Below are 13,256 nucleotides of genomic sequence, written 5' to 3' on the forward strand. Positions count from 1 at the left end.
TTGACATGAGGCGTTTTATCTTAATAGACAGTATTCAATACTATTTTACTGGAGGCTGACTTGGTCTCACTTCTATTTTGGAAGGGAGAGTTCTAGGGTCTAATTTTAGCATATCAACTACCATTTGTCCAAGGTCTTCGATCTGTATTTTCCAATGATCCTCTTCGTTAGGCGTGTGGTTGTTGAAGTAGGTAGCCACAGAGCCGGGCATGATCGTTGATACATTGATGCCTTCGTGACGGAGGTCTAGCATCATGGCTTGGGTGAAGCCTACCAGCCCAAACTTGCTCGCGTTGTAAGCAGAGCCTTTGGCGAAGAAGTTGGCGCCAGCCAAACTCGCAATGGTGAAGATGTATCCCTTCGTTTCTTTGAGTGCTGGAATAGACGCCCTGACCGTATTGAATACTCCCGTTAAATTAATATCCAACGTTTCGTTCCACTGCTCATCTGTCAATTCGGTGATCGACCCGAAGTGTCCTACACCTGCATTGGCGATGACTACATCGAGTTGAGCCATTTGGTTGGTCACCTGATCGGCTGCTGCACGCATGGCAGAGGCGTCACGTACATCTGCGACGATCCCTACTACATCGCCATATTCAGCCAATTTAGAGATTGCGTTGGTGATTCCTTCCTGCGTTCTGCCCGTGATGGCGACTTTCATGTTTGCTTTCAGCATCGCTTCGGCGATACCGTATCCTATTCCTTTGGTGCCTCCTGTGATGAGGGCTACTTTGTTTTCTATTGATCTCATAGAATGCTTTTAGATTGTAATACGTGTTAGTTCCTCGAAAGAGAAATGAGCGAAGGTTTACTTCTCGATCAGAAGTTGAGTCTAAGCCCACCTTTACAGACTTATATTTTTGTACAAGGTTGTCCTTAGCCTATAAAAATCTTCTCCAGTTATGATTTAGATCATTTTTTCTGGGCATCTACTGATCTATATTTGTTTCATGTCAAAACAAGATATTTCCACTCGATCCGACCTAGAGTTACTGGTCAATACATTCTATGGAAAAGTAAGGCAACACGAGATGTTGGGGCCGATATTTAATGGAGTGATTCAGGATTGGCCAGAGCATTTAGCCAAGCTGGCTGATTTTTGGGAAACCAACTTGTTTTATGTGCAGAAGTTCAAGGGGAATCCTATGCGTGCTCATCTTGATGTAGATCAACAGTTTGATCACAGTATCTCGCAGGAGCATTTTGGCAATTGGCTACAGCTGTGGTTCGAGACCGTAGAGGAGCTTTTTGAAGGAGAGAAGGCGATTCTTGCCAAAGAACGAGCACGAAACGTGGCACACATTACATTCATGCGCTTGTTTCAGGCGAGGCAAGCCAAATCCCCACAATAACTATGAAAACAGCTGTCAATCAAGCCATCTGGACAGAATTGTTAGAATCTGACAAACCAGTGGTCAAAGTCATTGAGAAAAGTGAAAACCTCAGAATATTGGGGATAGGACTCAAGCAAGGAGTAATACTCACCGAGCATCAAACTCCCTACGTGACCAAGTTGGTCTTAGTCGAAGGGGAGGTAGAGTACGAGCAGGGAGAGACCAAATACTTGCTGCGTAAGTTTGATGAGTTAGATATTCCTGTCAATATCAAGCATCAAGTAACGAGCCTTTCGAATAGTTTGTTTGTTCTGATCCAAGAATTAAATGCAGGCGAGTAGCATAGCAAAAATTATAGAATTAGGGTTTTGAGGTTTTTAGTATGCTTTTGCTCTGTAACGAATCAATAGAGAACCTCGTTTGTCAAATTCATTAAATCGAGAAGATTATTTTGTCAAAATTTCAATTATCACTTTAATCACCGCCATTATTCGAACTAAACCCCTAAAATAACAGACAATACCTTACCTTTGCGCTTCGATTTTGGGTAGTTATTATGACCATCCGATCGAATGACTTGATTTAATATTTTAAAAATTCATAATTATGGGCAAGACGTTGTTTGACAAAGTGTGGGATTCGCACGTAGTTAAAAAGATTGAAGGAGGACCAGACGTTGTGTTTATCGATAGACACATGGTACACGAAGTGACTAGTCCAGTTGCTTTTCTAGGGTTGAAAAATAGAGGTTTGAAGGTTTTACACCCTGAGAAAACTTTTGCAACAGCCGATCACAATACACCAACGATCAACCAACATCTGCCTGTAGAGGATCCTTTGTCAGCGAGCCAACTGCAAGCTTTGGAAACCAACGCCAAGGAGCACGGGATCTCTCACTGGGGTCTGGGACATGAGAAAAACGGTATTGTACATGTGGTAGGGCCTGAGTATGGTATCACTCAGCCTGGTGCTACGATCGTATGTGGAGACTCGCATACTTCTACGCACGGTGCATTCGGTGCGATCGCTTTCGGTATCGGTACATCGGAGGTGGAGATGGTGCTCTCGTCGCAGTGTATCATGCAGCCTAAACCAAAGAAAATGAGAATCAACGTCAACGGTACGCTACAAAAAGGAGTGTCACCAAAAGACGTTGCCCTTTATATCATCTCTAAACTGACGACTTCTGGTGCTACAGGGTACTTCGTAGAATATGCTGGGGATGTGTTTGAAAACATGACCATGGAAGGTCGTATGACTGTATGTAACCTATCGATTGAGATGGGAGCACGTGGAGGTATGATTGCACCAGACGAAACCACCTTCGAATACGTCAAAGGCCGAGAGTTTACCCCATCAGGAGCTTCGTGGGACAAAGCTATGGCTTATTGGGAGACCTTGAAGACAGATGCAGACGCGTCGTTTGATCAAGAATATACCTACGATGCGAGTGATATAGAGCCGATGATTACCTACGGGACCAATCCAGGTATGGGTATGGGTATCAGCAAGAATATACCGAATGCAGCGGACTTGGATGGTGGTGTGTCTACTTACGAAAAGTCACTGGGATACATGAATTTCAACCAAGGAGATTCGATGATCGGTAAGAAAATCGACTATGTATTCCTCGGTAGCTGTACCAACGGCAGAATCGAAGATTTTCGTGCATTTGCCGAACTCGTCAAAGGAAAGAAAAAGGCTGATCACGTAACGGCATGGTTGGTGCCAGGTTCACACAAGGTAGAGGCTGCCATCAAAGAAGAAGGGCTTTTGGATATCTTGACTGAAGCAGGTTTCGAATTGAGAGAGCCAGGCTGTTCGGCATGTCTCGCGATGAACGATGACAAAGTGCCAGCGGGTAAACTCGCCGTGAGTACGTCCAACCGTAACTTCGAAGGAAGACAAGGCCCAGGCTCTAGAACACTATTGGCGAGCCCATTAGTTGCCGCTGCTTCTGCTGTAAACGGCGTAGTGAGCGACCCGAGAGAGTTGATTGCTTAATTAGCTTTAAGCTTAGCGCTATTCGCTTTACGCTTAGCGCTATTCGCTTTACGCTGCAACTACAGTGAGAGATTATAGAAAGTATAAGGTATGGGAATTGGGTCATGAGTTGACTCTTGAAATTTACCGAGTTACTTTGGAGTTTCCTGCAGCTGAAAAGTTCGGAATAGTTAGTCAGATGCAAAGAGCGGCTTATTCAATTCCCATCCAACATAAGTGAAGGCTGTGGAAGAGATAGTGATAAAGAGCTCGCTCGTTATTTGGTAATAGCCAAAGGGTCGGCATCTGAATTAGAATATTTTTTACTCTTGAGTAAAGATTTGAAATATTTGAATGAAAAAGGTTATGATTCTCTTTTTTATATGGTCAATCAGGTCAAAAGGAGTTTGTATAACTTGATTAATAAGATAAAATAGGCGTTTAGCGATTTGCGTACAGCGAATAGCCCGACACCCAAAGTAAATAAATATGGCATACGATAAATTCGAAATATTGACAAGTAGTGCAGTTCCATTGCCAATCGAAAATGTGGATACTGACCAAATTATTCCAGCGAGATTCTTGAAAGCGACCGAGCGTGTAGGATTCGGTGACAACTTGTTCAGAGACTGGAGATACAATACAGACGGTAGTCCTAAGCAGGATTTCGTTCTCAACAACCCGACTTATTCAGGACAGATCCTAGTAGGTGGCAAGAACTTCGGTTCAGGGTCGTCGAGAGAGCACGCGGCATGGTCGGTGTACGATTATGGATTCAGATGTGTGATCTCAAGTTTCTTTGCAGATATTTTCAAGGGCAACTGTTTGAATATCGGCGTGTTGCCTGTACAGGTGAGCGCGGAGTTTTTGGACAAAATATTCAAGGCCATCGAAGCAGATCCTAAAGCTGAGATCAAAGTGGACCTTCCTGCTCAAACAGTCACACTTGTGTCTACTGGCGAGTCAGAAAGCTTTGATATCAATAGTTACAAGAAGGGCAACATGCTCAATGGTTTTGATGATATCGATTACCTACAAAACATCAAAGGTGAGATCGTAGAGTTCGCCAAAGAACTGCCTTTATAATATTTTTGTCATTTCGACGAAGGAGAAATCTAAAGCAATAGGTGTTTTGGATTTCTCCTTTTGTCAAATGAGTCGCTGCACTGGCGTATTGTTAGGTGCTTAATTTGTATCCATGTCTAGAAAAGTAGAAATTCTCGATACCACCCTACGTGATGGGGAGCAGACTTCTGGGGTGTCTTTCACCGAAGGGGAAAAGTTGCGCGTTGCACAAATGCTACTGGCCGAACTCAAGGTTGATAGGATAGAGGTGGCTTCTGCGCGGGTATCAGATGGGGAGTTTCGCTCGGCAAAGATGATCCTCGATTGGGCCAATGCCCATGGTTACGGCGAAGCAGTAGAAATATTAGGATTTGTAGACGGAGATATCTCGCTACAGTGGATCAAGGACGTAGGGGGGCATGTGATTAATTTGCTATGCAAAGGCTCTCGAAAGCATTGCGAAAAGCAACTCAAGAAAACCCTAGAGGAGCATCTAGCAGATATCGCTAAGACCGTCTCTATCGCACAAGAGATGGGGATCAAAGTCAATGTCTACTTGGAGGATTGGTCCAATGGTATGAAAGACTCTCCAGACTATGTACTCGAAATGGTACAGGGACTAGAGAAGATGGCGGTCAACCGTATCATGCTCCCAGATACTTTGGGGATGCTCAATCATATCCAGACAAGCGAGTACTGTGGCATCATGACCAAGAATTTTCCTGATATGAAGTTCGATTTTCATGCACACAACGATTATGACCTGTCGGTAGCCAATGTGTATTCTGCTTTAGAGTGTGGATTTACTGGTGTGCACACGACGCTCAATGGGCTCGGGGAGCGTGCTGGCAATGTGCCGCTATCGAGTGTGATCGGTATCGTCAAAGATCATCTCGGTTATGAGATGAAGGTGGATGAGTCTAAATTGTATCAGACCTGTAAGCTCGTAGAATCTTTTTCGGGTATACGAATTCCAGCCAACAAGCCCTTGATCGGTGAGTTTGTGTTTACACAGACGAGTGGCATTCATGCCGATGGAGACAACAAGGACAACCTGTACCAAAACAGTATTAATCCTGAGCGGTTTGGACGGACATACTCATATGCCTTGGGCAAAATGTCTGGGAAAGCCAGCATCAAAAAGAACTTGGACGAACTCGGGATTCAATTGAGTCCAGAGGAAACCAAAAAAGTGACCGCTAAGATCATCGAACTGGGTGATAAGAAGGAATCGATCTCCAAAGAAGATTTACCTTTCATCATCAAGGATGTACTGGGTACGCAGGTGGTAGATCCATCGATCCGTATCATGAACTACTCACTTTCCGTAGCGCAGGGTTTGAAATCCATGGCAACCCTGAGTATAGAGGTCAACGGCAAAGTGTATGAGAAGACAGCGGGTGGGGATGGACAGTATGATGCGTTCATGAATTCGCTGAACCTGATCTATCAGGAACTGAACAAAGAATTGCCCAAGTTGGTGGATTATGAAGTGCAGATTCCTCCAGGAGGTGAGACCGATGCTTTGGTGATCACCACGATCACTTGGCAGGGAGGCAAGCGATTCAAAACCAAAGGCTTGGATTCGGATCAGACGGTCGCGGCGATCAAAGCGACCATCAAGATGTTGAACATCATAGAGAATAACATATAGTCGAGGGCAGATTTGCAACCTTGACCTTTACATATTGAATTTTAAACTAAGAATAAATGGAATTTAAAATTGGCGTATTGGCCGGTGACGGTATCGGACCAGAGATCGTAGAGCAAGCGATCAAAGTAATGGATGCAGTAGCAACCAAGTTTGGTCATCAGTTCAACTATACAAAAGCACTCGTCGGTGCAATCGCGATTGATGAGACGGGCAACCCATACCCAGATGAGACGCACCAGGTATGTTTGGATTCTGACGCAGTGCTGTTCGGCGCGATCGGTGATCCTAAGTACGACAACAACCCTGCAGCGAAGGTGAGACCTGAGCAAGGATTGTTGGGGATGAGACAAAAGCTAGGACTATATGCCAATATCAGACCTGTAGCTACTTTCCCATCATTGATCGACAAGTCTCCGTTGAAAAGAGACATCGTGCAAGATGTAGATTTGGTCGTGATCAGAGAATTGACTGGGGGTATCTATTTCGGTGCTCGTGGTAGATCTGAGGATTTGACTTCAGCTTTTGATACATGTGTGTACACGGTAGAGGAAGTGGAGCGTATCTTGAAATTGGCCTATAGCTATGCTGGCAAGCGTAGCAAGAGGGTGACTGTAGTGGACAAGGCCAATGTATTGAGCTCGTCTAGACTTTGGAGAGAGGTCGCTCAGAGAGTTGAGAAAGAATATACAGATATCGAGACGGACTACATGCTCGTCGACAATGCGGCGATGCAGCTGATCCAGTGGCCAAAGAAGTTTGATGTCATGGTGACCGAAAATATGTTCGGAGACATCCTGTCGGACGAAGCATCAGTGATCACAGGTTCTATGGGTCTATTGCCCTCTGCATCTGTCGGTAGAGAGACTTCTGTTTTTGAGCCGATCCACGGGTCTTATCCTCAGGCTGCGGGCAAAGATATCGCTAACCCACTAGCGACTGTGCTTTCAGCGGCGATGTTGTTGGAGTCTTTGGATTTGCTAGAAGAAGCCCAAGCCGTAAGAGATGTAGTCAACAAATCACTCAATGAAGGTGTTGTCACTGAGGACATTTCTGGTGAAGGAAAAGCATACAAGACCTCAGAAGTAGGGGCTTGGTTGGCTGAGAATATTTAATATCCTGTTGACACAAAATTAAAGCCTTGGTTTTCAATGAAAGCCAAGGCTTTTTTTGTCTTGTACTGGGTTGGTTCTAAGTATTTATCTGGAATAGTTGATCCAACCCATGGTTATACCAATAATAGAACTACCTTTGTGTCAGAAATTAGTAATACCACTTCTAGTACAAGTAATTCTCGATACATTCCAGACATTTTCTTAGAAGCATTTGTTTTTTTCTTGCAGGGTCTAAATGTAGGCCATGTAGTAATTAGTATTCAACTAAAAATATTCTATGAGTAGATCTCAAAATAGCTTTATCAAGTTCCAAAAAGAAAAGAAGAAAAGGATTAAGAAGAAGGAAAAAGAGGAACGAAAGCTTGAGAGAAAGGAGAACAGCAAAGGAGGAAATTTAGACGAAATGTTGGCTTATGTAGATGAGTTTGGTAACATTTTGGAAGAACCGCCCGTAGAAGCTGTTGCTACTAAAGAAGAAGTACAAAAGTAAGTGCTAATGCACTTTTAGATTAGAATTAATAACAAATATAATAATGCAACAAGGAGTAATTAAATTTTTCAATGATTCCAAAGGATTTGGTTTCATTAAGTCTGACGAAGGTGGGAATGATATTTTTGTTCACACTTCAGGATTAGTTGACGAAGTAAGAGAAAACGACAAAGTAGAATTTGACGTAGAAGAAGGAAGAAGAGGATTGAACGCCGTTAACGTAAAAGTGATCGGTTAATCATACATGATATTTCGATTAAGTTGAAAGCGGGCTATATGTCCGCTTTTTTTTTGACAGTACTACCTGTATAACTGATCGTAAGCTGCTTAACATGGATCACTCCATATTTCTGGGGGAGCGATCGCGGATTACTTCGTGATTCAAGATTCATTGTTCGAAATTCATTATTGTTTTTCGAACCATCTCTTATAAGTCCTTGAGGTTAATTTGAATGATTGGGATAAAAATATCGAATCTGTCTACCGAGTTTATCCCCCAACTTTACAGACTGATCCTTTTTAGTTACTTAGTATTATAGTCGCGCTGGCCAAAGATTGTTGAGCCTACTCTGATTAAAGTACTGCCTTGGCTGACTGCCAGAGGGTAATCTCCACTCATTCCCATGGAGAGTTCTTTCAGCTCTAAGCGGTCGTGCGAGTAGTTTTGTTGGAGTTGATCTCGTAGAGATTTTAATCCTGAAAATTCTTTTATGATCTGTGCCTGATCTTCTGTGTGGGTTGCCATCCCCATGAGTCCGCAAATCTTGATATGCTGAAGTTCGTCCATGATGCCCGCGTCTAGCATGGTGGTTATTTCATCTGCGTCAAACCCAAACTTTGTGTCTTCCTCAGCGATGTGTACTTGAAGAAGGCAAGATAGAGTTCGGTCATTTTTTTTGCCTTGTTTATTGATTTCTTTTAGGAGTTTTTCTGTATCTACACCGTGTATAAGATGAACAAAAGGAGCAATGTACTTGACTTTGTTTCGCTGAAGATGGCCGATCATATGCCATTCTATATCTTTTGGTAGCGCTTCGTGTTTGTCTACTAACTCCTGTACTTTGTTCTCTCCAAAAGCTCTTTGACCCATCGCGTAAGCTTCTTCGATCGCTTCATTAGGCTTGGTTTTACTGACAGCAATGAGCCTTGCTGTACTGTCTGATAATTCTTCGTTTATTTCCCTAATTCTCTCTGCTATTTCAGATTTCATCCCTGCGTTGTTTCATGATTTCGTAATGGTGAATTAACAAAATAACCATTAACTTATGAAGACCAACGAATATAAATAGTTCTATGTTTGGAAAACTAATTATAGCATGATGCGGTTTTTTAACTATGGCATTTTTAGGTAAACTACTCAAGAAAGGAATTAAGCTCAGGGAGACTTTGGAGCAGGATTATACTTCTCCTTTGGATCTCCAAAAAAATGAGTTGCGTAAGCTGCTCATAACAGCAAAGGATACTTATTTTGGTCAGTATCATTATTTTAAAACTATCCTGAATGGATTTAAAGATCAGGATGAGCACCTGTTCTATCAATATTATAAGAGCAATGTGCCAATCTACTCTTATGAGACGATCAATGACGAGTGGTGGTCCAAAGGTAGACAAGGAATAAAGGGTGTGACTTGGCCAGGTAAGGTCAAGTATTATGCACTGAGTTCAGGGACTTCCTCCGCTTCCTCTAAATATATCCCAGTAACAACGGATATGATCAAGTCCATTCGTAAGACGAGTGTGCGTCAGCTCTTGTCTATTTCTAAGTATGATTTGGAACCAGAGTTCTTCGAGAAGGGGATTTTGATGGTAGGCGGCAGTACCGATCTCAAATTTAATGGACGCTATTTTGAAGGTGATTTGAGTGGAATTACTACTTCTCAGGTTCCGTTTTGGTTTCAGCATTTTTACAAACCAGGTAAGAAAATATCAGCAGCCCCTGATTGGAATCAGAAGCTGAATGAAATGGTGGAAAAAGCTGCGTCATGGGATATTGGAGTGGTGGTAGGTGTGCCTGCTTGGATACAGATTTTGATCGAAAAAATCATCGCTCACTACCAACTCGATAATATCCATGACATCTGGCCTAATTTGAAAATATTTGTACATGGTGGTGTTTCCTTCAAACCCTACAAAAAGGGGTTTGAAAAACTACTCGGCAAACCACTGATGTATTTGGAAACCTATTTGGCTTCTGAGGGTTTTGTGGCTTTTCAGGATGATCTGGCGCATGAGTCTATGAAGCTCGTGATGAACAATGGAATTTTTTACGAGTTCGTACCTTTTACTTCTGAGAATTTTGATGAGGATGGTCAGGTGAAGGCTGACGCATCTACCTACAAAATTGATGAGGTGGAATTGGATAAGGAGTATGCGCTCTTGATGAGTACCAATGCGGGTGCATGGCGTTACTTGATTGGTGACGTAGTGAAATTCACCAATTTAGCCGAAACCGAACTGATTATTACGGGTAGAACCAAGCATTTTTTGAGCCTTTGTGGCGAACACCTTTCTATGGACAATATGAATCGTGCGATGGAAATGACGGCTCAGCAGCTCAATATTGATGTTAAGGAATTTACAGTAGCGGGGGAGTCTCATGGGGGGTTATTTGCACATCATTGGTATGTGGGAACGGATCAGTCTATAGACGAAAGTCAACTCAAATCGGTGCTAGACCACCACCTAAAGGAACTCAACGATGACTATAAGGTGGAGAGAAGTGCTGCCCTCAAAGATATCTTTGTGACGGTGGTTTCTCCTCAGCAATTTTACCAATGGATGAAACAGAACGGCAAGGAAGGAGGGCAAAGTAAATTTCCACGTGTACTGAAATCCGAAAGATTAGAATCATGGCAGACGTTGTTAGAAAACGACGTAATTTAGCTCAAATTTAAAAAAAGACGATTTGCCTCCATATCTTATAGGACTATCTACAGGACTGATTTTGGCTGTTTCTACTGGCCCAGTTTTCCTTACTTTAATCCAAAAATCTATTGATCATGGTTACAAAAAAGCACTTTTTTTTGTGCTAGGTGTAGGCATAGCCGATACAGGGATTATAGCAGTGACTTGGTTTGGGATGACTAAGGTGACTGGTGATACTGCGAATCCATGGATGGTACTAGCAGGAGGTTTGCTGTTGATTAGTTTTGGTTTAGTGTTTCTGATCAAAAAGGAAAATTCCGAAGAGTTAGAGATAGAAACCCCCATCAAAAAGAAGAACTTTGCACATGTAGGTTTGTTAGGTCAGGGCTTTATGCTCGGCGCTATTAATCCAATTGTATGGGCGTTTTGGGCAGCTATGTCTAACTATGCGATTGTTACATTTACCAGTCCACGAGGAGAGTTGTTTTATTTTTTTGGGATATTAAGTACCGTATGGCTTACTGATTCTCTCAAGGCATACTATGCGGAAAAACTGAAAAAGTACCTGAGCCCTAAAGTGAAACGTTATCTTAGGATGACAATAGGGATTGTTTTGATTGCTTTTGGGTTGAAGTTGTTAATACAGGAAGGTATAGCCTATCTATAAATTGCTGTTTTTTTAAGCCCTATTTTTTTGTCTCTTTTAGTTTCTGTAAATCCTGCATTTCATCTCGGAGGCGAGCGGCTTCCATGAAGTCTAAATCTTTGGCGGCCTTCTCCATGAGTTTTTTTGTACGTTCTATCATTTTTTCCAGACCTTTAGCATCCATGTATGCTACCACTGGGTCAGCCGCTATATCTGGAGATTCGTTCCCCGCATAGTATTTTCCTTTGGTATCTTTTTTAGAGTCTGCCACGGAGGTTTGTCCCATGATTGCTTCTTTGGACTTTTTCACAGTCGTTGGCGTAATGCCGTGTTCTGTGTTGTAGGCCACTTGGATTGCTCTTCTACGATTGGTTTCGTCTATGGCTACTTGCATAGAACCTGTGATTTTGTCTGCGTACATGATGACCATACCGTTTTCGTTACGTGCTGCTCTTCCTATGGTCTGTACCAGTGATCTTACATTTCGGAGAAATCCTTCTTTATCTGCATCAATAATAGCAACTAAAGATACCTCAGGGAGATCTAGCCCTTCTCTGAGTAAGTTGACGCCTACCAATACATCGAAAACACCTAGTCTCAGCTCGCGCAAAATCTCTACTCGGTCAAGTGTGTCTACTTCGGAGTGGATATAGCGTGTTTTAATATTTAAATCTTGAAAATATTTGGTCAGCTCTTCTGCCATGCGTTTGGTCAGCGTGGTGATTAGAATTCGCTCATCCTTTTTGATTCTTTCATCAATCTCTTCCAGCAAGTCATCGACTTGATTGGTACTAGGTCGTACCTCTATAATAGGATCCAATAGTCCTGTTGGGCGGATGACTTGTTCTACAACGACTCCTTCTGATTTGCGTAGTTCATAGTCACTAGGGGTGGCGCTGACATAGATGGTTTGATTGACCAAGCCTTCGAATTCATCGAAAGTCAGTGGTCTATTGTCCATCGCCGATGGAAGTCTGAATCCATGATCGACGAGATTGACTTTGCGAGAACGGTCACCACCCCACATGGCGCGAATCTGTGGTAGTGTAACGTGGCTTTCGTCTATGATCATCAAGAAGTCATCTGGGAAATAATCGAGCAGGCAGAAGGGGCGAGAACCTTTGGATCGTCTGTCGAAATAGCGAGAGTAATTTTCTACTCCAGAGCAGTAGCCGAGCTCACGCATCATCTCCATATCAAATTCAGTTCTTTCTTTGAGGCGTTTGGCTTCTAGAAAGCGGCCTTCTTCTTCGAAGTACTGCACCTGCGCCATCATGTCATCTTGAATTTCATTGATGGCTTGAAATAGCGTGTCTTTGCCTGTAACGAAGAGGTTCGCAGGGAAAATACTCACGATGGATTCTTCTGATAGTTTTTTTCCTGAATAGGGGTCTATCCTCTGAATCGCTTCTATTTCATCTCCCCAAAATATGATGCGATAGGCAAAATCACCGTAGGCAATGAATATGTCTACGGTATCGCCTTTGACTCGGAAATTACCACGTTTGAAGTCTGCTTCTGATCTGCTATATAGAATGTCGACAAATGCGAATAATAATTGATTTCTACTGATCTGCTGGCCAACTTCTAGCTTGATGACGTTTTTTCCAAACTCTTCAGGGTTTCCGATACCGTAGATACAGGATACCGAGGCTACTACGATCACATCCCTGCGACCTGTTAGTAGGGAAGATGTAGCGGCTAGGCGTAGTTTTTCGATTTCCTCGTTAATACTAAGGTCTTTTTCTATGTATAGGCCAGTTGTTGGGAGAAATGCCTCGGGCTGGTAGTAATCATAGTAACTGATGAAGTATTCTACGGCATTTTCGGGAAAGAACTGTTTTAGCTCTCCATATAGCTGGGCAGCTAGGGTTTTGTTGTGGCAGAGGACTAGGGCGGGTCTATTGGTCTGTTCGATGACGTTGGCCATGGTAAAGGTCTTTCCAGATCCTGTTACTCCTAATAGAACTTGGGATTGATCGCCTTTGTCAAGTCCTTCTTTGAGTTGTGCGATAGCTTTGGGTTGATCGCCAGTGGGAACGTATTCTGAGGTGATTTTGAAATCCATAGGATGCAATAATAATCATGTCCTGTGAGAAGACGA

At 42.8% G+C, this 13,256-nt stretch carries 15 protein-coding genes; 12 read left to right on the plus strand and 3 right to left on the minus strand.

What is annotated here, in order from left to right:
- Nucleotides 1–40: 40 nt before the first annotated feature.
- Complete coding sequence (locus BGP76_RS05575) at nt 41–754, minus strand: SDR family oxidoreductase (RefSeq protein ID WP_073118522.1); 714 nt, start codon at nt 752–754, stop codon at nt 41–43.
- A 199-nt stretch (nt 755–953) separates the two neighbouring features.
- Here BGP76_RS05575 and BGP76_RS05580 point away from each other — a divergent pair, with 199 nt between their 5' ends.
- From BGP76_RS05580 to BGP76_RS05620, 10 genes are all read left to right on the plus strand, one after another.
- Nucleotides 954–1,355 (plus strand): group III truncated hemoglobin, encoded by a 402-nt coding sequence (locus tag BGP76_RS05580; protein ID WP_119843914.1) that lies wholly within the window; start codon nt 954–956, stop codon nt 1,353–1,355.
- A gap of 2 nt (nt 1,356–1,357) precedes the next feature.
- Complete coding sequence (locus BGP76_RS05585; RefSeq protein WP_119843915.1) at nt 1,358–1,678, plus strand: hypothetical protein; 321 nt, start codon at nt 1,358–1,360, stop codon at nt 1,676–1,678.
- 265 nt (nt 1,679–1,943) lie between these two features.
- Nucleotides 1,944–3,341: a 3-isopropylmalate dehydratase large subunit gene (leuC, locus tag BGP76_RS05590; protein ID WP_119843916.1), complete on the plus strand. Its 1,398-nt coding sequence runs from the start codon at nt 1,944–1,946 to the stop codon at nt 3,339–3,341.
- A gap of 64 nt (nt 3,342–3,405) precedes the next feature.
- Complete coding sequence (locus BGP76_RS20500; protein WP_245816769.1) at nt 3,406–3,561, plus strand: four helix bundle protein; 156 nt, start codon at nt 3,406–3,408, stop codon at nt 3,559–3,561.
- 40 nt (nt 3,562–3,601) lie between these two features.
- Nucleotides 3,602–3,757, plus strand: a complete 156-nt coding sequence (locus BGP76_RS20505; protein ID WP_255416066.1) for a four helix bundle protein — start codon at nt 3,602–3,604, stop codon at nt 3,755–3,757.
- A 52-nt stretch (nt 3,758–3,809) separates the two neighbouring features.
- Complete coding sequence (gene leuD, locus BGP76_RS05600; RefSeq protein ID WP_073118511.1) at nt 3,810–4,406, plus strand: 3-isopropylmalate dehydratase small subunit; 597 nt, start codon at nt 3,810–3,812, stop codon at nt 4,404–4,406.
- A gap of 112 nt (nt 4,407–4,518) precedes the next feature.
- On the plus strand, nt 4,519–6,039 hold the full coding sequence (locus tag BGP76_RS05605) for an alpha-isopropylmalate synthase regulatory domain-containing protein (protein WP_119843917.1): 1,521 nt from the start codon (nt 4,519–4,521) through the stop codon (nt 6,037–6,039).
- A 56-nt stretch (nt 6,040–6,095) separates the two neighbouring features.
- Nucleotides 6,096–7,151 carry a 3-isopropylmalate dehydrogenase gene (gene leuB, locus BGP76_RS05610; RefSeq protein WP_073118504.1) on the plus strand — a complete coding sequence of 352 codons (1,056 nt, stop codon included), beginning with the start codon at nt 6,096–6,098 and terminating at the stop codon, nt 7,149–7,151.
- Nucleotides 7,152–7,428: 277 nt separating this feature from the next.
- On the plus strand, nt 7,429–7,641 hold the full coding sequence (locus tag BGP76_RS05615; RefSeq protein WP_073118502.1) for a cold-shock protein: 213 nt from the start codon (nt 7,429–7,431) through the stop codon (nt 7,639–7,641).
- Between the two features lie 43 nt (nt 7,642–7,684).
- Nucleotides 7,685–7,879, plus strand: coding sequence for a cold-shock protein (locus tag BGP76_RS05620; RefSeq protein WP_073118500.1), 195 nt, complete (start codon nt 7,685–7,687; stop codon nt 7,877–7,879).
- 285 nt (nt 7,880–8,164) lie between these two features.
- Here BGP76_RS05620 and BGP76_RS05625 read toward each other — a convergent pair whose 3' ends face one another.
- Nucleotides 8,165–8,851 (minus strand): YggS family pyridoxal phosphate-dependent enzyme, encoded by a 687-nt coding sequence (locus BGP76_RS05625; protein WP_073118498.1) that lies wholly within the window; start codon nt 8,849–8,851, stop codon nt 8,165–8,167.
- A 125-nt stretch (nt 8,852–8,976) separates the two neighbouring features.
- On the opposite strand from BGP76_RS05625, the gene BGP76_RS05630 reads away from it, so the two are divergent.
- Nucleotides 8,977–10,524, plus strand: coding sequence for a GH3 auxin-responsive promoter family protein (locus BGP76_RS05630; RefSeq protein WP_073118496.1), 1,548 nt, complete (start codon nt 8,977–8,979; stop codon nt 10,522–10,524).
- A gap of 22 nt (nt 10,525–10,546) precedes the next feature.
- Nucleotides 10,547–11,173, plus strand: a complete 627-nt coding sequence (locus BGP76_RS05635) for a LysE family translocator (RefSeq protein WP_073118494.1) — start codon at nt 10,547–10,549, stop codon at nt 11,171–11,173.
- 19 nt (nt 11,174–11,192) lie between these two features.
- On the opposite strand, the gene uvrB is transcribed toward BGP76_RS05635, so the two are convergent.
- Complete coding sequence (gene uvrB, locus BGP76_RS05640; RefSeq protein ID WP_119843918.1) at nt 11,193–13,220, minus strand: excinuclease ABC subunit UvrB; 2,028 nt, start codon at nt 13,218–13,220, stop codon at nt 11,193–11,195.
- Nucleotides 13,221–13,256: the final 36 nt, after the last annotated feature.

Source organism: Reichenbachiella sp. MSK19-1 (assembly GCF_003590315.1).
GTDB classification, from domain to species: domain Bacteria; phylum Bacteroidota; class Bacteroidia; order Cytophagales; family Cyclobacteriaceae; genus Reichenbachiella; species Reichenbachiella agariperforans.